The organism is Streptomyces sp. CB01580 (genome assembly GCF_001905795.1).
In the GTDB taxonomy this organism is placed as follows: Bacteria; Actinomycetota; Actinomycetes; order Streptomycetales; family Streptomycetaceae; genus Streptomyces.
The window spans coordinates 1-20,884 of record NZ_LIXJ01000010.1; the positions used below are offsets into that span (position 1 = coordinate 1).

At 71.5% G+C, this 20,884-nt stretch carries 18 protein-coding genes and 2 pseudogenes; 8 read left to right on the plus strand and 12 right to left on the minus strand.

Annotated elements, in window-relative coordinates; all coding sequences use genetic code 11:
• Positions 1-57: 57 nt before the first annotated feature.
• Positions 58-167: pseudogene (locus tag AMK22_RS40885) on the minus strand (ABC transporter ATP-binding protein); the annotation flags it as partial.
• Positions 168-265: 98 nt separating this feature from the next.
• Between AMK22_RS40885 and AMK22_RS16385 the strand changes: the two are divergent.
• Positions 266-826 carry a GNAT family N-acetyltransferase gene (locus tag AMK22_RS16385; protein ID WP_073785712.1) on the plus strand — a complete coding sequence of 187 codons (561 nt, stop codon included), beginning with the start codon at positions 266-268 and terminating at the stop codon, positions 824-826.
• 100 nt (positions 827-926) lie between these two features.
• Here AMK22_RS16385 and AMK22_RS16390 read toward each other — a convergent pair whose 3' ends face one another.
• From AMK22_RS16390 to AMK22_RS16420, 7 genes are all read right to left on the minus strand, one after another.
• Complete coding sequence (locus tag AMK22_RS16390) at positions 927-2,618, minus strand: type VI secretion protein (protein ID WP_073785714.1); 1,692 nt, start codon at positions 2,616-2,618, stop codon at positions 927-929.
• Position 2,619: 1 nt separating this feature from the next.
• Positions 2,620-4,041 (minus strand): ATP-binding protein, encoded by a 1,422-nt coding sequence (locus AMK22_RS16395; RefSeq protein ID WP_073785715.1) that lies wholly within the window; start codon positions 4,039-4,041, stop codon positions 2,620-2,622.
• A gap of 67 nt (positions 4,042-4,108) precedes the next feature.
• Positions 4,109-5,659: an SCO6880 family protein gene (locus AMK22_RS16400; protein ID WP_073785716.1), complete on the minus strand. Its 1,551-nt coding sequence runs from the start codon at positions 5,657-5,659 to the stop codon at positions 4,109-4,111.
• A complete protein-coding gene (locus AMK22_RS16405) occupies positions 5,656-6,948 on the minus strand; it encodes a hypothetical protein (RefSeq protein WP_384423099.1) in 1,293 nt (430 codons plus the stop codon). The genes AMK22_RS16400 and AMK22_RS16405 overlap by 4 nt, the downstream gene beginning before the upstream one ends.
• A 250-nt stretch (positions 6,949-7,198) precedes the next feature.
• Positions 7,199-8,065: a hypothetical protein gene (locus AMK22_RS16410; RefSeq protein ID WP_073785717.1), complete on the minus strand. Its 867-nt coding sequence runs from the start codon at positions 8,063-8,065 to the stop codon at positions 7,199-7,201.
• 213 nt (positions 8,066-8,278) lie between these two features.
• The gene (locus AMK22_RS16415) at positions 8,279-8,587 is read right to left on the minus strand and encodes a hypothetical protein (RefSeq protein WP_072489575.1); all 309 of its coding nucleotides are present in this window, start codon (positions 8,585-8,587) and stop codon (positions 8,279-8,281) included.
• A gap of 315 nt (positions 8,588-8,902) precedes the next feature.
• A complete protein-coding gene (locus AMK22_RS16420) occupies positions 8,903-9,529 on the minus strand; it encodes a DUF402 domain-containing protein (RefSeq protein WP_073785718.1) in 627 nt (208 codons plus the stop codon).
• A 64-nt stretch (positions 9,530-9,593) separates the two neighbouring features.
• On the opposite strand from AMK22_RS16420, the pseudogene AMK22_RS40890 reads away from it, so the two are divergent.
• A pseudogene (locus tag AMK22_RS40890) lies at positions 9,594-9,713 on the plus strand (nuclear transport factor 2 family protein); the annotation flags it as partial.
• Positions 9,714-9,810: 97 nt separating this feature from the next.
• Here AMK22_RS40890 and AMK22_RS42315 read toward each other — a convergent pair.
• Both AMK22_RS42315 and AMK22_RS16435 read right to left on the minus strand, forming a co-directional pair.
• Positions 9,811-10,149, minus strand: a complete 339-nt coding sequence (locus AMK22_RS42315) for a DUF397 domain-containing protein (RefSeq protein WP_107430566.1) — start codon at positions 10,147-10,149, stop codon at positions 9,811-9,813.
• A 332-nt stretch (positions 10,150-10,481) separates the two neighbouring features.
• On the minus strand, positions 10,482-11,333 hold the full coding sequence (locus tag AMK22_RS16435) for a helix-turn-helix domain-containing protein (protein WP_073785719.1): 852 nt from the start codon (positions 11,331-11,333) through the stop codon (positions 10,482-10,484).
• A gap of 196 nt (positions 11,334-11,529) precedes the next feature.
• On the opposite strand from AMK22_RS16435, the gene AMK22_RS16440 reads away from it, so the two are divergent.
• The 6 genes from AMK22_RS16440 to AMK22_RS16465 all read left to right on the plus strand — a co-directional run bounded on the left by AMK22_RS16440 (position 11,530) and on the right by AMK22_RS16465 (position 18,810).
• Positions 11,530-12,096: an ATP-binding protein gene (locus AMK22_RS16440; RefSeq protein ID WP_073785720.1), complete on the plus strand. Its 567-nt coding sequence runs from the start codon at positions 11,530-11,532 to the stop codon at positions 12,094-12,096.
• 56 nt (positions 12,097-12,152) lie between these two features.
• Positions 12,153-12,884: a GNAT family N-acetyltransferase gene (locus AMK22_RS16445; protein ID WP_079186191.1), complete on the plus strand. Its 732-nt coding sequence runs from the start codon at positions 12,153-12,155 to the stop codon at positions 12,882-12,884.
• 429 nt (positions 12,885-13,313) lie between these two features.
• Positions 13,314-15,734 (plus strand): alpha/beta hydrolase, encoded by a 2,421-nt coding sequence (locus tag AMK22_RS16450; protein WP_242434001.1) that lies wholly within the window; start codon positions 13,314-13,316, stop codon positions 15,732-15,734.
• Entirely contained in the window at positions 15,731-16,381 is a 651-nt protein-coding gene (locus tag AMK22_RS16455; protein ID WP_079186192.1) for a hypothetical protein, read from the plus strand. Before AMK22_RS16450 ends, AMK22_RS16455 begins: the two co-directional genes overlap by 4 nt.
• Positions 16,382-16,708: 327 nt before the next feature.
• Positions 16,709-17,731 (plus strand): C40 family peptidase, encoded by a 1,023-nt coding sequence (locus tag AMK22_RS16460; protein ID WP_274535425.1) that lies wholly within the window; start codon positions 16,709-16,711, stop codon positions 17,729-17,731.
• A 347-nt stretch (positions 17,732-18,078) separates the two neighbouring features.
• The gene (locus AMK22_RS16465; protein WP_073785723.1) at positions 18,079-18,810 is read left to right on the plus strand and encodes a phosphatase PAP2 family protein; all 732 of its coding nucleotides are present in this window, start codon (positions 18,079-18,081) and stop codon (positions 18,808-18,810) included.
• 66 nt (positions 18,811-18,876) lie between these two features.
• Here the strand turns inward: AMK22_RS16465 and AMK22_RS16470 are convergent, their stop codons facing one another.
• Complete coding sequence (locus AMK22_RS16470) at positions 18,877-20,541, minus strand: FAD-binding oxidoreductase (RefSeq protein ID WP_073785724.1); 1,665 nt, start codon at positions 20,539-20,541, stop codon at positions 18,877-18,879.
• An 83-nt stretch (positions 20,542-20,624) separates the two neighbouring features.
• Positions 20,625-20,813, minus strand: a complete 189-nt coding sequence (locus AMK22_RS40900) for a hypothetical protein (protein ID WP_073785999.1) — start codon at positions 20,811-20,813, stop codon at positions 20,625-20,627.
• Positions 20,814-20,884: the final 71 nt, after the last annotated feature.

A 20,884-nucleotide genomic window follows, 5' to 3' on the forward strand; every position in this document is an offset into this window, starting at 1 on the left:
TCGCGTTCAAAAACTTTTCCCCCGGTTTCTCCGGGGGAATTCTTGTTTTCGGGGGGAGGCCCCGTTCAGGCCGAGGAAGCCGGTGACGGCGCCGGGCCGGACCGTGAAGTCGAGCTCCTGGACGACGTGGTGTCCCTGTGCCTCTTCGTGAGTTCGTGAGCCCTGATCGTGAGCGCGACGCTACGGAGCGGGGCGGGCGGCGGCCACGGGCGTGGTCCGGGAAAGTTGTTTGTGCTGGTCGGGTGGGTGACGGCAGGATCGGTGGATGGACCATGTGATCAGAGTCGTACGTGCCGAGGAATGGCCCCTGGTCAAGGAGCTGCGGCTGGCCGCCCTGCGGGACCCGGTGGCGCCCGTGGCGTTCCTGGAGACGTACGAGCAGGGTGTGACCCGTTCCGACGAGTTCTGGCGGGACCGGGCGCTCGGAGCCTCCGAGGACGGGAACGGCGAGGTGCGGCAGTTCGTCGCCGTGGCGCCCGACGGGCGGTGGGACGGCAGCGTGACGGTGCTGATCGAACGGCCGGACGCGGAGGTCCGGTTCGGCGAGGCGGCCGAGACCCACCAGGCTCATGTGGTCGGCGTGTTCCTGCGGCCCGAGGCGCGGGGGCGGGGCCTGGCCGAGGAGTTGTTCCGGGCTGCGACGGAATGGGCCTGGTCGCTGGACGGGCCGCGGATCGAGCGGGTGCGGCTGTACGTGCACGAGGACAACCCACGGGCCGCGGCGTTCTACCGGCGGATCGGGTTCGTGCCCACCGGGCGGACGGAGCCCGTGCCGGGTGATCCGTCCGCCCGGGAGATCGAGTGCGCGGTGGCGCGTCCGGAGTAGCCACGAGGCGGCGTGCGTGCGGCCGGTCGTGGCCGCTCGCGAGGGGCCGGGGCCCGTCCGGTCGGCGAAGGGCGTGAGGCCGGACGAGGCGGCGCGGAGCTCAGCGCGGGGGCGAGAGTTCCTGGGGCCAGCGGGCACGGGCCTGTTCACGGGAACGGAGGAGGGCCAGGGTCGGCAGCCCCGCGGCCCCGCCCGTCGACAGCAGCTCCGGGAGCCGGGGAAGCGGCGCCACCGCGGCGACGTCGTCGAGCACGAGCGTCATTGGTGGGTCGAGCCGACCGTCGGCTGACCGTGCGGCCAGGCGGCGGCCGTGCTCGACCACGTGTGAGGCGAGCGCCGTGAGCAGGGGCATCGCTCCGGGGCCCGAACGGGGATCCTCGATCGGCTCACCCACCACATAGAGAATGCCCCCCTCGTCCACGAAAGATGCCAGCGCGAGCGAATCCGCCCGGTTCGGTGTGCAGGCCTCGCGGATGTGGACCGCGGAGAGCGCGCCGAAGGCCCGTACGGTCAACTCCTGTGCCATCTCGCGGCGTTCGGGGTGCGCCGTGAGGGCGGACTCCAGCAGTCCGGCGAGTCCGGACGCGGCCTTGGGGTGGGTGCGCAGCAGCCGCACCGCTTCGTGGGCGCCGCCCCCGAGGGCCCAGCGGTGGACCTGACGGAAGGGGCGGCCGTCGACGGCCGCGGCGTGCAGCCAGCACTTCAGGAGCGTTTCCGCGGTGTCGGCCGTCGCCGCGTCCATGCGGGCCTGCGGCCGGACCGGCGCGAGCAGCGCGGCGGAGCGGGACGCGGCGGTGTCGGCGTCCTCGCAGCCCGTCGTGGGCGACCAGTGCAGACGGGCCGGGGTGTCGCAGAGGTGGCCGGGGTCGTAGACGAGGACCGGGCCGAGCTTGGCCCGGGGACCCTTCGTCTCCGCCCAGACCGTGGGGTCCGAGGTGACGACGAGCGCGGGCCCGTCGGCCTCCAGGATCGCCCGGACGACGGTGGGACGGCGGATGGCGGGCGGACCGTGGACGACGAGCGGGGCGCCGGGAGTGGTCTCCGCGAGGGGACCGGCGCCGGGGCCGGGCTCCGGAGCGGCGGGTGTCCTCGCAGCCGGGGCGGTGGCGGCCTCCGGAGCGGGGCCGGGCACGGGAACGGGGTCCGTCGCGGGCGCGGCGGCGGAGAGCAGTGCGGGCGTGGGCTCCGGTGCGGATCCGGGGTGCGGGGTGGGCTCGGGATCGAGGGGCCGCGGGGCGGGCACGGGGCGGGCCGCCACGGCGGCTTCCGTGGGCCCGCTCGTGTCCCTGCCCGTCTCGCTGCCCGTCTCCCTGCCTGTGTCTTTGCCTGTCTCGCCGTCCTCGTACAGGGCCGCGTGCCGTTCGGCGCGTTGCCGGGCCCGTACCGCGCGCCAGCGGGTCACCACCCCCAGCACGAAGATCGCGAGCACCACCAGCACCATCAGTTCGCCTATGAACAGGCCCCAGAACAGCCCGTATCCCGAGAGGGCGTCCGCGGGGGTCCCGGGCCAGGCGGCCGGGAGGTCGTGCGGCGCGGTGACGAGCCCGCGCATCGCGAGGGGGGTCTCGGCGAGGGTGACCCCTTCCGGCCAGGCGCCGTGCGCGAACAGACCGGCCAGACCGGTGGCCGTCCACGTCAGGAGTGCCAGCCCGAGCAGGAATGCCAGCAGGCCGATCAGCATCCCGTCCGGGATGCCTCCGCCGTTTCCGTCCCGGCCGGCTCCGCCGGGCCCGTTCCTCCCCCGGTTCCCGCCCCCGCCTCCCGTGCCGTGTACTCCGCCGTGCCCCGCCATGTCAGGCCACCGTTGACTCGGACGACTCGTTCAGCCGCCGCTGCTGGTACTCGATCCGTGCCGCGCGCTCCTCCGCCTCCAGGTCGGCGGCGCGCTCGTCGTCCGGGATGGTCTCGTCGGAGGAGGACTCGGTCATTGCGCGGTCGGTGAAGACGAGCGGCCGTTCCGCCTCGGTGATCAGGTGTTTGACGACCTGGACGTTGCCGTTGACGTCCCAGACCGCGATGCCGGGGGTGAGCGTGGGGATGATCTCGACGGCCCAGCGCGGCAGGCCGAGCACCCGGCCCGTCGCTCTGGCCTCGTCGGCCTTCTGGGCGTAGATCGTGCGGGTCGAGGCCATCTTGAGGATCGCCGCGGCCTCGCGGGCCGCCGCTCCGTCGACGACGTCGCTGAGGTGGTGGACGACCGCCACGAACGACAGGCCCAGCCGTCGCCCGAACTTCAGCAGGCGCTGGAAGAGCTGGGCCACGAAGGGCGAGTTGATGATGTGCCACGCCTCCTCGACCAGGAAGATGCGTTTCTTCCGGTCGGGCCGGATCCAGGTGTGCTCCAGCCAGACGCCGACGATCGCCATCAGGATCGGCATCGCGATCGAGTTGCGGTCGATGTGCGAGAGGTCGAAGACGATCAGCGGGGCGTCGAGGTCGATGCCGGCGCTGGTCGGTCCGTCGAACATGCCGCGCAGGTCGCCGTCGACCAGTCGGTCCAGGACGAGCGCGACGTCCAGGCCCCAGGCCCGTACGTCGTCTATGTCGACGTTCATCGCCTCGGCGGACTCGGGTTCCGGGTGCCGGAGCTGCTCGACGATGTCGGTCAGCACGGGCTGCCGGTCGGTGATCGTCTCGTTGACGTACGCGTGGGCGACCTTCAGCGCGAAGCCGGACCGTTCGTCCAGCCCGTGTCCGGTCGCCACCTCGATGATGGTGCGGAGCAGGGCGAGCTGACCGGTCGTGGTGATCGCGGGGTCGAGCGGGTTGAGCCGGATGCCGCCGTTGAGCGCGGCGGTCGGGTCGAGGCGGATCGGGGTGAGCCCGAGCTGCTGCGCGATCAGGTTCCACTCGCCGACGCCGTCCTCGCCCTGCGCGTCCAGGACGACGACCTGCCGGTCGCGGAAGCGGAGCTGGCGGAGCACGTACGTCTTCTCCAGCGCGGACTTGCCGTTCCCCGACTCGCCGAGCACCAGCCAGTGCGGGGCGGGCAGCTGCTGCCCGTAGAGCTGGAACGGGTCGTAGATGTAGCCCTTGCCGGAGTACACCTCACGACCGATGATCACGCCGGAGTCGCCGAGGCCGGGGGCCGCGGTGGGCAGGTAGACGGCCTGGGCCTGTCCCGTCGACGTACGGACGGGCAGCCTCGTCGTCTCCACCTTCCCGAAGAGGAAGGCGGTGAAGGCGTCCGACAGCGCGGACAGAGGATCTCGCATGGCGGGACCGGCCTCCCTCTCGTGTCTCTCGTGTCTCTCGGTTGTCTCGGTGGGGTCGGTCGCGCGGTCAGCGGCGGATGCCGGTGGCGAACGGCAGGGTGTTCACGAAGGCGCGGTGGTGCTCACGGTCGCACCACTCCAGCTTGAGGTACGACTTGCCGGCGGAGGCGCGGATCGTCCGCTTGTCGCGGGCGAGGGCCTCGGGGGAGCGCGAGGACACGGTGATGTACCCCACGAGGTTCACCCCGGCCGCGCCGCTCGCGAGGTCTTCGCCCCGTTGGTCGAGGCGGCCGTGCGCGGCGATGTCGCGCGGGTCGACGGTGCGGTTCATCTTGGCCTGACGGCTCGCCTCCGCCTCGTCGTTGGTCTTCTCGGTGAGCATCCGCTCGATGGCGATCTCGGTGGGTTCGAGGTCCATGCAGACCGCGACCGTACGGATCACATCGGGCGTGTGGACGAGGAGCGGGGCCAGGAAGTTGACCCCGACGGGCGTCATCGGCCATTCCTTCACCCAGGCCGTGGAGTGGCACCAGGGGGCGCGGGTGACCGACTCACGGGTCTTGGCCTGGAGGAACGTCGGCTCGACCGCGTCCAGTTCGGCGGGCCAGGCGTTGCGCTTGGTCATTGCCTGGATGTGGTCGATGGGGTGGTCGGGGTCGTACATGGAGTGCACGAGGGAGGCGAGCCGGCTCTGGCCGAGCGGCTGGCGCACCCTGATGTCGGCCTCGGCGAGACGGGCGCAGATGTCGGTGAGCTCGCGCGCCATGACGACGGCGAGGCCCGCGTCCCGGTCCAGCTTGCGGCCGGCCGCGGGGCGGGCCGCACGGGCCATGGCGTTGGCCTCGGCGGCGAGCTCACGGGTGTAGTGCATGCAGGCCACGAGGTAGGCGCGGTGCTGCTCGCTGGAGGTGGACACCATGGACTGGAGCTGGTCGTACGAGTCCCGCAGCCAGGCCGGGGAGGAGTCGTCGCCGCGCTGGCCGACGTCCTTGGCGTGCGCGTCGGGGTCGGCGGGGAGGGTACGGGCCAGCATCTGGATGCGGGTCACGAAGCCGTCCCCGTTGGCGACGTGCTTCAGCAGGGTGCCGAAGCGGTCGACGAGAGCCTCCTGGTCCTCGCTGTCGCGCAGGCCGACGCCGGGGCCCTCGATCTCGATCGCGGCGGTGACGGTACGGCGGTCGGCGTGCAGCAGCACGGCGATCTCGTCCGGGCCGAAGGGGGCGGCGAGCCAGTTGATCCGGCCGATGCCTGGGGGCGGGCCGATCTCGACCTCCCGCCCGTCGGCGCGCACCCCGGCCTCCATGGCGCCGGAGCGGTAGGACGTGCCGCGGCGCAGCATGCGCTTGTAACTCCGGTTGATCTCGTACCACTTGTAGAAGGTGCGGTGCCGGTACGGGACGTACACGATGGCCAGGGCGAGCAGCGGGAAGCCCGCCAGCAGCACGATGCGCGGGGCCAGGTAGGGGATGGCCAGTCCGCTCACCATGCCGAGGAACGCGCCGACGATGATCAGCGCGATCTCCCCGGTCTCGCGGTTCTTGCCGACGATCGCGTTCGGCCGGGCGCGGCCGATGAGATACGTGCGGCGGGGCGCGATCGTGTGGGCCGGAGTCGTCAACGCCCTCCACCTCCCGTGCTGTTGTTACCTGTACTGCCTGATCCGCCGCGCGGGGTGCGGCTGCCGTGCGGGGTGCCGGAGGCCGGACCCGATCCGCTGCGGGGCGGGGGCGCGGTGGGGGAACCGGTGCCGCGGGAGCCGTGCGCGGCGACGCCGCCGCTGACCGGGTTGGCGGGCCGGGGGCCGCCGCCGGCGTCGCCGCCGTTCTGGCCGCCGCGGCCGCTGTGCGTCTTGATGCCCTGGGAGACGAGGGCGGCGGGGGAACTGATCAGCGCGGCGGCCTGGGAGCCGTCGGTGGCCTGCTTGCGGTTGGTGCGCGCGCCCTGGATCTCGTCGCCGAAACCGGGCACGAAGCGGTAGATCATCGCGGAGGCGAAGATCGCGAGCAGGATGATGGCGAGCCCGGAAACCACGGAGGAGAACGCGTTCGGTCCGTCGTCGCCGGAGAGCGCGCCGGCCAGTCCGAGGACGATGACGATGACCGGTTTCACCATGATCACCGCGATCATGATGCCCGCCCAGCGGCGTACGTGGCCCCACATGTTCTTGTCGACGAGCCCCGCGTAGACGACGGTGCCGAGCAGGGCGCCGACGTAGAGCAGGGCGGCGCGGATGACGAGTTCCAGGTAGAGGACGCCCGCGGCGAGGATCGAGACGAGCGAGACGACGATCAGCATGATCGGCCCGCCGCCGATGTCGGAGCCCTTCTTGAGCGCTTCGGCGAAGGACCCGAAGAAGACGTCGGCCTTGTTCCCGGTGGCCGAGGCGATCGCGTCGCTGATGCCGTCGGTGGCGGACACGACCACGTACAGGACGAGCGGGGTGAACGCCGACGCGATGACGGTCAGCCAGAGGAAGCCGACCGCCTCGGAGATCGCGGTGCTGAGCGGGACGCCGCGGATGGCGCGCTTGGCGACGGCGAACAGCCACAGGACGAGCGTGAGGAAGGCGGAGGCGGCGAAGACGATCGCGTACTGGTTGCGGAAGGTCTCGTTGGTGAAGTCGACGTTCGCGGTCTGCTTCACAGCCTCGCTGAGCTTGTCGATGATCCACGCGGCGGCGTCGGCGCAGCCCCGGGCGAGGGAGGAGAGGGGGTCGAGCGATTCGTCGACGGTGGAGCGGTTGGTCTGGGTGGTGGCCGCCTCGCCCTTCTCGCAGTAGTCCTTGGCGAGTCCGACGATGAGGTCGCAGGCGCCGTCGCTCGCGCCGGGCGAGGGCGACGACGACGGCTGGGACGTGGACGACGGCGTGGGGTCCGCGACGGCCGGTGAGGCCAGCAGGAGCGACACGACCGGCAGGAGCGCCGCCACCACCGGCAGACCGGCGAGGACCGTCAGGAGGGCGCGGGCGCGCGGGTGTCGGCCGAGGGACGCCGCGAGGGTGCGCGGGCGCGGGCGTCGGCCGAGGAGTGTCGGGAAGGAGCGGGTGCGACGGCGCCGGCCGAGGGCCGTTGCGGGGACGCGCGCCGATGGGCGGTGACGACGAGACCTGGTGCCCCTCCCGGCAACGTCCGTCCCGCAAGCCTTTCCGGTCACGGTACTAGCGGGCATAGGTGAAGCCTCCGTATCCCTGAACGGCACTGGCGATCTCGTCCGAGGTCGAGGCCCGGTTGTCGCCGTTGACGGGCGTGGGGCCCTCCGTCTGGCTCGACGACTCGATCCGCCAGTCGCCACCGACCCACTTGAGCTTCTGCGTGAGGGTGAACCACCGTGAGGTGACGGGCTTGGTGGAGTCCTGGCCGGCCATGCCGACCAGACCCGTGCACCAGACCTCGACGGTGGCGGTGTCACCGCCGTGCTCGACCACCTTCGTGCCCACGGGCATGGTCCGGGAGACGAAGGTCAGGCCGGACGGGGTGGTGCCGTCCGCGTGGAGACCGAGGTTCTCCAGCAGGCCCGGCGAGTACGCCTTCGTCAGGTCGGTCAGCAGGCCCTCCACGACGGCGGGGTCATGGGTGGCCTCGACGATGGACCGGCGGGTGTCGGCGCTGAACATCCCGGCCGAGCCCAGTGCCACCGCGAAGTTGGACGCCGCGCTCTGCGCGCCCTGCTCGTCGTGGGCGAACCCGGTGGGGATCGAACCGTTCTTCCCCGTCACCGGTCTGGTGCCGGTGGCGGCGGTGGACGAGGAGTCGGGCCTGCCGCCCGCGCTCGCCGGGCCGCCGTCCTTGCCGTCCTTGCCGCCTCCGCCCAGGTTCGCGAACGCGATGGCGGCGATCAGGAGGACGACCACGCCGACGACCATGACGAGGGAGCGGGAGGAACGGGCCGGGCGGCGGGCGGCGCCGTAGTCGTCACCCTCGCCGTCGGGCAGGCGGGTACGGGTCTGGCGCGTTCCGCCGATGGTGCTGTACGGGTCGGCGGTACGCCCCGGGCCGCCGTAGCCGCGCTCGTCGCCGGTGCTCATCTCTCGTACGCCCCTTCAACCGTTTGCTCGGCCGCTTCCTGAACCGGGTGATACGACGGTAGCCGCACGGTTTCCCGCGCGGGCGCGGTGTGGTGACTCGACATCAGGGGGACGCAACCTCTGCCGGTGGGCACGACGGGCGGGTGGTGGAGGTGGGACGGACGGGGAACGGAGGAATGGGCGCGGAGCGCCCCTTGCGTGGGTGACCGCCAGTCAGACGGCCATCCCGTAGACGATGGTGAACACCGTCCCCAGGGATCCGATGATGAACACACCGGTGAGCCCCGCGACGATCAGCCCCTTGCCCTGCTCCGCGCTGAACGTGTCGCGCAGTGCGGTGGCGCCGATGCGCTGCTTGGCCGCACCCCAGACCGCGATGCCGAGGCAGAGCAGGATGGCGATGGCCATCACCACTTCGATCATCACGCGGGCCTCGTTGCCCAGGGTCCCGAACGGCCCCCAGTTCGGGGCGATTCCGCCGATGATGGTGGTGATGTCGCCCTTTTCAGCTGCCAGGATCATGTAAGTCACCGCCCCTGTTGGGTAGTTCGATGCCCCTGCCACACGACACGGGTCGCCTTCTATCTTCGCTGATGAAACTGCTTTCGTACGACGGCTTGACGGCTCTCTTTACCCGAATCTCGCACGTGTGACCGGTTCGACCATCTGACTGGCGGATCGAATCGGTGTATGAGCGAATACGTATGGTTACTCTGTGTATCACGGAGAGTGACCTCGGGCAATGATCGGCATCGCGCCACCCCGGCCGGAGCCCGGTGCGGACCTGGTGCGTTCAAGGTGTGGAGCAGGTCCGTTCCTGGTCGGGACGGGATCCGGTCAGAGCAGAGGGTGACGGGGGACGGGGCGGCGGGGAGGCGTCGTCCAGGTCGGTGGTGGCTGGAAATCGCACCAGGTGCCGTCGAAGGGAAACGTTCCGGTCTCGGCGAGTCGAGCGACCGCGCGGCCCTCGTCCCGGATGGCCGACGCCTCGTCGGGGGTCCAGTAGGCCGGGTGCCCGGTCTTCTCGGCGAAGGACCGCTCGTCCTTCCACCGCCAGCTGCGGTCCGGGGCCACGTCGATGTCGAGTTCGTGGTCGGCGACGTCGATGTCGTCACCGCGGTGGACCCGGTGCTCCAGGTTCACGTACCAGCCGCGGAACCTCCGGTGGCGGCCGAAGAGCCAGAGCACCGAGTACCCGGCACCGGCCGGCTGGTGGAAGAGGGCGCTGCCCATCGGCCACCGGTCGGCGACCAACGGGTATCCCTCGGGCGGGCGTTCGTGCGGCGCGATGTCCCGCAGATGCCTTCCGCGCGGGAGCCTCGTGCGCCACATGGGTGTGCCGGTCTCCATCCAGACCAGCTGACCGCTGTCGGTGCGCTCGACGAGGCGCACGGGTACCGAGGTGCTCAGGTGGCCGCCGAAGAAGAAGTTCCAGTGGAGTATCCGGCCCGGGGCGTCGTCCATGCCGCTGATCGTGCCCACGGCGCGTAGCGCGGACACGTGCCGCGGGTTCGTGGGTTCGTGGGTGAGCCGCTCGACCGGGCGCGCCCATCGGGCCCGGTTCGCCCTGCACCTCACGGTCGAGAACGGTCTCGTCGTCCGGCACCACGTCCACGAGGACAGTCTGGCCGTCGCCCGCGCCTTCGGAGAGGCCGATGCCGCCGATGTCCCGGACACCGTCGATGTCGCGGACGCCGTCGATGACCCGGGCGCCGAGGGCTCTTGGCGGACCGGACGCGGGCGGCTCAGGGCCGGGCGGAGGCGCCGTCGTCGGGGGCGGTCCCGTCGATGTCCTTGCCGATGCCCGTATCGGTGTCGGCGTCCGTGCCGGAGGCCGTGTCCGTGCCGGAGTCCGTTTCGGAGTCCACGTCGTCGATGAAGTGGTCGAACTCGCCGGCCCGGACGCCCTTGGCGAAGGCATCCCATTTGGCGCGGGTGGTGGTCACGATGTTGGCGGGGTCGCCGGTCTCACGGAGATGGACGAGTTCGTCCGGGCCGAAGGCGATCTCGATCCAGGGGCCGGTTCCCTCGTCGTCCTCGGGGGCGGCGCGGATCCAGGTCAGGTCGGCGGGGATGTCGGTCATGGACGGGATTCTCCTTGACGATGCGTGTTGACGGCGCGTGTTGACGGTGCCGCGGGGAAGCCGGCCGGGCGCCGGGGTCGTGCACGGGGCCGTGCCGGAGCGCGCGGATCTCCGCAGGACGGGCCGCGCCGGGAGCGGGAGCGGGGCGGCGGGGCGGCGAGGACGGGCGCGCGGGATCCGCCCCCGCCCCAGGGCTCCGGCCACGGGCGGACCGACGACGGCCGCGGGCAGTCAGGCCACCGCCGCAGGTGGTCCGGCGACGACCGCGGGCGAACCGTCCACCGCCGCGGGCGGTTCGGCGACCCCGGGCACGGTTCGGCGGCGGGTTCTCTTCAGAGGCTCCGGGCGATGGCGTTCACCAGGTCGCGCGACTCGGCGGCGTCCAGCGCGAGGGACTCCATGCGGTCCAGCACCTGCCGGTACTTGTGCAAGTGGGCCTCCGCGTCCAGAAGGGCCATGCCGTGCGCCTGGTCCAGCTGCACGGTGTCCAGTTGCGGCACGGATCCGTGTACGTAGTGGACCGGCTGGCCGGTCCCCGGATATCCGCCGGCCCGGAACGGGATCACCCGGATCGTGACGTGATCGCGCTCGCTCATGGCCAGCAGGTGGGTCAGCTGCTGTCCGGCCACGGCCGCACCGCCGAATCGCATGTGCAGGGCCGCCTCGTGGACGACCGCCCGGTAGGGCGCGGGGTCCTCGCGGAAGATGACGGCCTGACGCTTGATCCGGAACGACAGGTGATGCTCGATCTCCGGGGGCGTGAGAGCGGGGACGACCTGGCGGAAGACCTCGCGGGCATGGTCCGTGGTCTGGAGCAGGCCGGGCAGACCGGAGACATGGGCGGTGCGCAGCGCGGTTCCGTGGTGTTCGAGTTCCGCCAGGTCCAGCAGTTCCGCGGAGAGGATTTCCCGGTACTCCTCCCACCAGCCCCGCTTCCGGTCGCCCGTCATGGCGGCCAGCGCGTTGACCAGCGCTTCGTCGGGGCAGTGGTAGTGGCAGGACAGCGTGCGCACCCGTTCGGCGCTCACGCCGTAGCGGCCGGCTTCGATGTTGCTGATGCGTGCCTGGTTGCCGCCGAGCAGGCGCGCGGCCTCGGTCGCGGTGATCCCGGCGCGTTCGCGCAGCTTGCGGAGCTCGGCCCCCAGCCGTCTGCGGCGGGCCGTCGGCGTGGTGCTGGGCGGCATCACTCACTCCCCGTCTTGGTCACCCACACGAGTGTATCTGTTACGTAATCCATGGATTCAATGGAATGTATTCCGCATTGGGCCCTAGTGTGTGACGCAGGCCACCGGTCCGGAAGTACCCCGCTCGACGGAGCGGCCTCGTCACCGGACAACCCGAAGCGCATCTTCCGACTTCCCTCCGTGAACGGAGACTTCCATGGTCAGTGCCACGGTATCCCCGCCCTGGACGTACACCCTTCAACTCCCGCGAGATCCCCGTGCTCCCGGTGTGGCCCGCGCGATGCTCCGCACCGCGCTGCGCCTGCACGGCATGCCCGAACTCGTCGAGAATGCCGCACTGCTGGCGAGCGAGCTGGTCACGAACGCGCACCTGCACTCGTCGGGGCCGTACTCATTGCGTCTGCGCAAAGCCGGGCGAGGCCGGATCCGGCTCGGCGTCCGCGACACCAGCCCGCGTATTCCCGCACCGTTCCGATGGAGCGCCGGGACCCCGGCGGAGCTGGCCGAACGGGGACGCGGGCTGTATCTGGTGACGCTCTACGCGGAGAGCTGGGGAGCGGTTCCCCTGAGCGGCGGAGGGGTCGGAAGCGGTGGGCGGCCCGAACACGCGCCGCGGGCCGCGGAGTTGCCGGACGGAAGCATCCTGTCGGGGCAGGGCGGAAAGCTGCTCTGGGTGGAGTGCGTGGCCAAGGGGGAGGGTGAGGAAACCGCGGAGGGGGCGGGCGCGGAGGCGCAGCGCGAGACCCGATCGGGGCCGGGGTGAGCGGGCGGGAGGAAACTGCCTGGCGGTGCTGTGGTCCGGCGGGTAGGAAGGGCGCCATGAGCTCTGACGCGTCCGCCGCTGCCCCCGCTCCCGCCCCCGTAACGCCGACTCCTGAACCGTCGAACCCCGTATCACCGGCCCCCGCAGCGCCGGCCCCCGTACCTCCGGTCACTGGGCAGAGCCCTGTCGAGGAGCGGACCTTCGTCCGCACCACGCTCGACCTGGGAGACGTACTGCTGCGCCCATGGGACAGGCAGGACATCGAGCGGGACGTCGTGTTGGACGGCTTGGTGGCGGCTGCGGCCGACCCGTTGATCGCCTTGTGGAGCCCCCTCAAGGCCGGCGACCGCGCAGAGGCCGCGAGTTGGCTGAAGCACCGCTTGGACGCCTGGGAGCGAGGGAGTGTGGCCTCCTTCGCCGTGGTGGACGCCGCCGACGGCACCCTGCTGGGCAATGTGGCCGTGCGCTGGGTGGACCGTGCGGACGGCCTGGCGATGACCGGGTACTGGATGCTGCCGGAGGCGCGCGGTCGCAATGTGGCCACCAGGGCGGCCAGGGCAGTCACCAGGTGGGCCTTCAGAACGGCCGACGCCCGTCGGATCGAGATCGCCCACGCCACCGGGAACGAGGGGTCCTGCCGCGTCGCCCATCGCAGCGGATATCTGCCGGAAGGCATTCTGCGGGAGTCCTTCCGCTTCGGTGACGGCAGATACCACGACGAACACCTGCATGCCCGCCTGGCCACCGACCCGGAGCCGCCGGAACTCGCGGACGGGCCGAGGGACTGAGGCGACTCCGCAGCCCCTGATGTTCCCGACCTTCCCAACCGCTTTCCCAGCGGTCTTCCCCATGGGCCTGATTCCCCTGACGGCCCCGATTCGCTCCGGACGCCCACTTCGGCCACTTCGACCCGAACAGGGATGCCTTGTCGGCCGACAGTGCCGCGTCGATCGCTTCCGGGCATGCGGAAAGGACCGAGGCGGAGCGATACCGATGGGGGCGGAATGCGGCGATCGTTTCCTCGCCCCGACGGGTGGGCCGTCCTCAATGCCCCGTATCCAGGCGGTCGGTGATGGTACGGGAGAGGCCGATCACCTGGGTTTTTGAGCCTGGTATTGGGCCCTGGGGCCCATGCCGCGCCCTGTAGTGCTGTGGTCGCATAACGGTACCGGGGGGAACTGTCGCTGCACCCACTCACAAAGCTGGGGAGACTCGCCGTGTCTGGCATACGAGAATTAGCGGTACCGGGCGGCGTCGGTGCCGCCGACGTTCCTCCGGGTAGACAGCCGTTGTCGCGCCCCTTGCAGGCGGTGCTGATTCTCGTACGGCTTCTCTTCGTCGTCACGGTCATCGGTGTGATCGACGCGCTCGTCGTGGCGTCGGCCGTCGACGCGGTGGACGGGCGGCTGTTGGGCATGCTCGTGTACGCGGCCCTGCCCGGCGTGATCGGGTTCGTGCTGTCGCTGTACGTGCGGACCGGGGGCGTCTGGATCCGGCGCGGGCTCCTCGCCGTACACATCTGGCTCGCCCTGGGCGCGTTCGCGACCCTGAAGGACGGCACCGCCGGGCAGGGCCTGGCGCAGGTGGTCCTGCCGGCCGTCGTCATCGTCCTGCTCTGTCGGGCCGGTTCGCGCGAGTGGTTCCGGCTGCGGCCCGAACAGCGCGTCCAGTACCGCCCGTTCAGCATCGCGCGGATGCTGAAGTGGCGTCGTGTCGACGTCGGGCAGACGGCGATGGAGTACCTGGGCATGATCCTCGTGGTCGTGGCCCTCATCGGGGCGCTCGTGGCCACGGGAATCGGCGCGCAGCTGACCGGGCAGATCCAGAACGCCATCTGCCAGCTGACCGGGGGCGCGTGCGCGCCGCCGGACGGCAATGTGGAGGCGGGCAAGGGCTCGGGGGCGACCGGCGGAGGCTCCGGCTCGTCGGGCGGTGCGGGCTCCGGGGGTGCGACCGTGACCGGCGGTACCGGCAGCGGCGGGTCGACCACCTCCGGTGGTGCGGACTCGGGCGGTTCGGCCGCGTCCGGCGGATCCGACGCGTCCGGTGGCACGGGCTCGTCGGGCGGCTCCGGCGGCGCGGGCGGGACCCAGGGAGCCGGCGGGACCCAGGGCTCAGGCGGCACCGAGGGCTCCGGTGGCTCCGGCGAATCGACCGGCGGCAATTCTTCTTCGCCGGTTGACGCGGGTAGACAAGACGGTTCGTCGGGTTCCTCCGGCTCCTCGGAGGGCGGCTTCCTCGACGGTGTCGTCGGCGACGGCGGCCTGTGGGGCGACGTCACCGGCGTCGTCGACGCGGTCTTCCACCCCGGTGACGCGGTCAAGGGCATCGCCGACCAGTACGGCCAGGCGGCACGGGGCGCGGGCAACAAGTGGGACAAGGGCCAGTACATCGCCGCCGCCTGGGACATGACCAAGGCGTCCGGCGGGGGCGGCGGCGCGGTCGCCGGACTGCCCGGCTCCGGGCCCCGGGTCGAAGCGGCGGTGCAGGGCGCGACGCGCGACTACCTCAACGACCGCATCCCGTACAACGCCTCCGCGGCCGATCGCAAGGCGTGGTGGGACGGCCTGTCGCAGCAGCAGCGCGACCAGTACCTCGACCTCTCCTCGGACAAGATCGGCTACCTGGACGGCATTCCGGCGGCGGACCGGGACAAGGCCAACCGCAAGAACCTGCCCGAGCTGATCTCGAAGCTGGAGGGCAAGACCGACTCCAAGTCGAAGGAGCAGCTGGCCGGTCTGCGGGAGATCCAGCGCCAGCTGAACGAGGGCAGTCAGCCGCCGATGTACCTGCTCGGCATCAGCGACGAGGGCAACGGGAGGGCCATCGTCTCGTACGGGAATCCCGACACGTCGAAGCACGTGTCGGCCTACGTGCCGGGCCTGAACACCTCGCTGGACGAGGACTTCGCCAAGACGGGCCTCAAGCGCGCCCGTGACACGGCGATCGGCGCCCAGGGCTATGACTCGTCGACCGCGGCGATCGTCTGGCTCGGCTACGACGCGCCGCAGTCGCCGGACGGGCTGCACAGCCTGGCCGTCGCGGGCACCAGCCGGGCGGAGAAGGGCGGAGCCGCGTACAACGACTTCATGGCGGGCATCTCGGCCACCAACCAGAACGCGGACCCGCACATCACCGCCATCGGTCACTCCTACGGTTCCCGCACCGTGGGAGCCGCGACACAGCACCCGGGTGGCATCCCGGGGGTCGACGACATCATCCTGGTCGGCAGTCCCGGGGTCGGCGTGGACCGCGCCGTGGACCTCGGCGTCGGTGCCGGGCACGTCTTCGTCGGTGCCGCCCAGAACGACCCGGTCACCCACCTTCCGTCCAAGACACAGGTGGTCGTGGGTACGGTGGGGATGATCCTGGGAGGCCCGGCCGGCGCGTACATCGCGGGCGACCTGGCCGACAAGGGCAACGACGACCTCTGGTTCGGCAAGGACCCGGCGAGCAAGGCGTTCGGGGCCAAGCGGTTCCCGGTGGCCCCGGGGACGCCGTTCATCAGTACCGGTGGTGTGAGCTTCGACGCGCACTCCAACTACTTCGACCCGGTACGGGACGCCATGTCGGCGGACAGCATCGCCCTGATCGTGTCCGGCAACTCCGACAGGCTCAAGATGGAGGAACAGCGATGAAGCGAAGGTTCCGGTTCGTCGCGGTGGCACTGGCCGTCGGCTTCGCGCTGACGGGCTGCGGCAACGAACACGCGCGCTCGGGCGGCGAGAGCCCGGGCAATTCCACCGAGAGCAACATGAGCACCAAGGGCACCGGCGGCGACGGGAACACCCAGGAGACCGACGGCGTCCGCCGAGCCAAGAGGACCGACATGGACATGCAAGAGGCCGCGGAACGGTCCGACGGCATGCTCGACTCCGTGCTGGAGGCGATCGACCCCGAGGTGCAGTGGGCGCACGGCCCGACGACCACCGGCACCTGCGACGTGACCCGCAGGCGGACCGTGATGACCATCGTGTCGGCGGAACGCCGCCAGGGCTTCCTGGACCAGGTCGAGAACCACTGGCGCGAGAACGGCTACCGCATCAAGGGCAAGAACGACGACAAGGTCTTCCCGGCGGTCTACGCGCAGACCAAGGACGGCTTCGGGATCAGTGTGAGCGTCCGCGGCAAGGGCCAGGTCTTCTTCGAGGCGGACAGCCCCTGTGTGAAGGAGTCGAAGGTCGCCGAGTCCACGTCCGAGCCGAACGGACCGGCGTACAAGGGGGTCTACCCGCTGCCGCGACCCAACGTGCGGTCCGAGTACTGGTCGAGCGGCACGGCCTGACGGGAGAACTGGATGGCCTGAGGGCGCGTCGGCACGGCATGGCTCGTTCCGACGCGCGAGGATTCCGGATCGGCACGCCCTGACTCGCGTTCAGGGCGTGCCGATCGCCGTTCGGCGCACGCCCGGTCGGAGTTCGGCGCACGGTGATCCCGGAGCGGCGCGGCGTGCGCCCCGCCGGGGGTCGGTGCGCCCCACCGGGCGGCGGGTGCGCCCCCTGTGTCACCCGAGGTGCGGGAGGGGCCCGCGAACGACCCCAATGACCCGGTTGATTCGTACACACCCGCGAAAGCGGCTATGAAAACCGCCCCGATGGGGGATGGTTGAGGCGTGCGAAAATTCTGGGTGATCGGTGGGCTCGGCGTCGGCATGGCCATGTGCTTCGTGACGCTGCTCGTCGTCGGCACGTATTCCGCCGCCGCCGGACTCGCGAGTTCCGGCAGGAGCGGGGCGGTCGGGCTGGCGAAGGGCGCGGTGCCGGCGAAGTACCAGGGTCTGGTGCAGAAGTGGGGCAACCTCTGCCCGGCCATCAATCCGGCCCTCCTGGCCGCCCAGCTGTACCAGGAGAGCGGATGGAACCCCCGGGCCGAGAGCCCGGCGGCCGCCCAGGGGATCGCCCAGTTCATCCCGGGCACCTGGGCCGGGCACGGGATCGACGGCAACGGCGACGGCAGACGCGACGTGTGGGATCCGCAGGACGCGATTCCGTCCGCCGCCTCGTACGACTGCGAGCTGGCCGGGTACGTGAAGAAGGTGCCCGGCGACCAGACGGACAACATGCTCGCCGCGTACAACGCCGGGGCGTACCGGGTGATCCGCTCCGGCGGGGTCCCGAACATCGCGGAGACGAAGAACTACGTCACCATCATCCGGTCGCTGGAGAAGAGTTTCGCCCGGCCCGTGGGGCGGGTGCGGCCCTCGGAGCAGGCGGCCGGGGCCATCCACTTCGCCCAGAACAAGCTCGGCACGCCGTATCTGTGGGGTGGCAACGGCACACCGGAGCAGGGCGGACGGTTCGACTGTTCGGGGCTGACCCAGGCCGCGTACCGCACCGTGGACATCGACCTGCCCCGGGTGGCGAACGACCAGTACAACGCCGGGCCGCATCCCTCGCGCGACGAACTGCTCCCCGGTGACCTGGTGTTCTTCTCGGACGACCTGACCAACTCGCGGGCCATCCGGCACGTGGGGCTGTATGTGGGAGGGGGCTACATGATCAACGCGCCGTACACCGGGTCGGTGATCCGGTTCGACAAGATCGACACCCCCGATTACTTCGGCGCGACCCGCGTGACGAAGGAGGGGGCCGCGGCCCTCCCGACCGACCTTCCCGGCGACCGTCCGGAGGTCTGACGCGGCGACGGCGGTGGCCGGAACCCTCCGTAAGGCCCAGGCCCTGAGCTGCGACGATGAGTCACTCTTCGATAACGTCATAGTGATCATTCGGTGGAGAGTGGAACGCGCGCACGGACCGCGTCGTTCCCTGGATGGACTGGAATGAGCCGGGTGGACCGGGCGGCTCGCGGGCGGCTGTGAGCCGACCGCGCGCACGCACCCAGGACCGGCCCTCTCGGGCAGGTCCGTACGGACGGGTCCGCACGGGCAGCGCAGCCACGCGGTGATCGAACCGACACGGGGGTTCGTCAGGGCGGTGCACGGGTGTGCCCCGCGTCAGCAGACAAGACAAGGGGCCGCAGCGGATGGCTGGACTCGCACTGGATGGGTCGAACCCCGACGTCGGCCTGCTCTACGAGATCAACGGGCTCGCGAAGTCCGCCCCCGCGTGGTTCGACCGGATCATGGAGTTCGTGGGCGAGTACGGGATCATGCTCGGCATGGTCCTGGTGGTCCTGTGGTGCTGGTGGAGTGTGCGTCGGCGCGGCACGGCCGAGGACTCGGTGACGGCGGTCGCCGGGATCGTCTGGGCGCCGCTCGCCGCCGGGATCGCGCTGCTCGTCAACATCCCCATCCGCGGATTCGTGGAACGGCAGCGTCCGTTCCGGGAACACGCGGGGCTGGAGGTCCTCGTGGAGGGGAAGAACGACTTCTCCTTCGTGAGTGATCACGCCACGATGGCCATGGCCCTGGCCGTCGGACTCTTCGTGGTCAACCGGAAGTTCGGCGTCGTCGCGATCGGCCTGGCCCTCCTGGAGGGCTTCTGCCGGGTCTACATGGGTGTCCACTACCCGACCGACGTCGTCGGCGGACTGGCGCTCGGCACGGCGGTCGCCCTGCTGCTCTCCCCCCTCGCGATGATGCTGCTGACGCCGTTGACGGCGGCCGTCTCCCGTTCGGACCGCCTCGGACGGCTCGTCAGGTCGCGCGCTTCGTCGTCGGCGGCGAGGCCCGGTGGCCGGACGGGGACGATCGGGATTCCCGAGCCGCGCCCGGGGACGGTCTGCCGGGACGGCGAGAAGGACCTGGCCGCGTAGGCCGTGTCGGCGCGCCGCCCCGCCGGTTCTGGGCCGCGACGTGGTGGTGCGTCAGCGGCCGGGAAATCAGAGGGCCTGCGGGAACGAGAACAGGCGCTGGGGGTCGTAGCGCTTCTTCAGGTCCGCCAGACGCTCGGCGGCCGTGCCGTAGTAGGCCCGGCGCCAGTCGCCCAACGAGGGATCCGTGTAGTTCTGGTACGCCGCCCCGGACGCGTACCGGCGCATCGCCGTGTGGGTGTTTTTCAGCCAGTCCTGCTGTGCGCTGCCCGCCGTGCCGTGCTTCCAGGCGCCGATGTACTGGGCCAGGACGCGTGAACGGCGGTGGACGAACGCCGTGGCCCGAGGGGCGACCCGGTTGATCGCGCCGCCGAGCGCGGTCAGCGTGATGGTGCCCGCGCCGCCCCCGGAGACCGGGATGCGGGTGAACGCCTCGGCCCGGTCGAGGAGGGCGCCGACGCCCGCCGGGGAGAGCGAGCGGTCGTAGAAGTCGGAAGCGGCGGCGTACGTCTCCCGCTGGAGCGTGCCCTGCTCGGTGCGGCCGGGCGTCGAACCCGGCAGATGGCACTGGGCGTCGGTGATGCCCGCGCAGCCCGCGTACCCGAGCATCGCCTCCTGGTAGCCGCGGCGGCGCAGCGACACGGAGGACGCAGGGGCGCCGATCCGGTCGGCGAGACGGTCGACGGCGTTCTGCAGCGCGTCGTACGTGCCGAGACCGAACGCGGCCACCGTGACGGTCGGCCTGCCGCCGCCCGGACCGGCGGCGAGGTGCAGCGAGGACCAGATCTCGTCGGGCTGCGACGGCCCCCACTCCTGCCACGCCGTGACGGCGGAACGGGCCCGCGACCAGGGCCAGGACAGGTAGGCGGTAACGGCCTGCGGGGTCGGGCGGGTGCGGAACGTCAGTTCGGTGACCACGCCGAAGTTGCCGTTGCCCGCGCCGCGCAGCGCCCAGAAGAGGTCCGGGTGGTGGTCCGCGTCCGCGGTGACGGTCCTGCCGTCGGCCGTGACGAGGGTGGCGGAGGTGAGGCTGTCGCAGGTCAGGCCGTACGCGCGGGAGGCGACGCCGTGGCCGCCGCCGAGGGTGAGGCCCGCGATGCCGACCGTGGGGCAGGAGCCGCCGGGGATCGTGAGGCCGTGGCGGGCGAGGCCCTGGTAGACCTCGATGAGTCTGGCGCCCGCGCCGATGGTGCCGTTCCGTTCGACGCGCGACAGCGACGAGACGTCGATGACGAGGCGTCCGTCGCCGCTCGACCAGCCCGCGTAGGAGTGGCCGCCGCCCCGGATCGACACGGGGGTGCCCGTGCGGCGGGCGAAGGCCAGGCATTCTCGGACGTCCGCCGCGTGCCCCACGTAGGCCACGGCGGCGGGCTTCAGACCGTCGAACCGGGTGTTGTAGAGCTGACGGGCGGTCGGGTAGTCCGCGTCCTGGGGCCGTACGAGCCTGCCGTCGAGGCCCTTCGCGAGGGCGGACCAGTCGGGCGGACCGGCGGGGGAAGGCTTCGACGGGACGGACGGGTCCGGTGAGGTGGGTGAGGCGGGGGAGGTCCCGCCCGAGGCGTCCGAAGTGCCCGACGCTCCCCCCGTGCCCGCCGGATCGTCGCCGGGCACGGGGGCGTTGTCGCACGCGGTCGTGGCGGTGGCGAGCACCGCCACGGCGCCCGCGGCGAGCACCGCGCGCCGGCCCGGACCCGTGCGCGGTTGGGGTACGGGGGGCTGGTGGGGCGTGTTCATCGGACCTCCGGGACATGGGCCGGTACGGGCCGGTCGGGTGGGGGGAGACGCCGGGCGCGAGGTGTGTGGGGCGCGGCGTGGGGTCAGGGCGAGGCGCGGTGCTCCGAGGCGTCGGCCCGGGCCCGGTCGCGGGAGCGGCGGGCCGGTCCCGACCATCCACAGGCGCAACGGGCGGTGCAGAACGAGCCGCGTTCCACGGTCGTGGGTTCGTGTCCGAAGGACGTGGGAACGGGGGCGGCCGGCGGGACCTCTGGGGTGTGTTGGACGTACACCCGTCCACGGTACTGGGCGCCGCCACTCGGCGGTGTGGCGTTCGGGAACGGCGTGACGGGGGACACGGGTT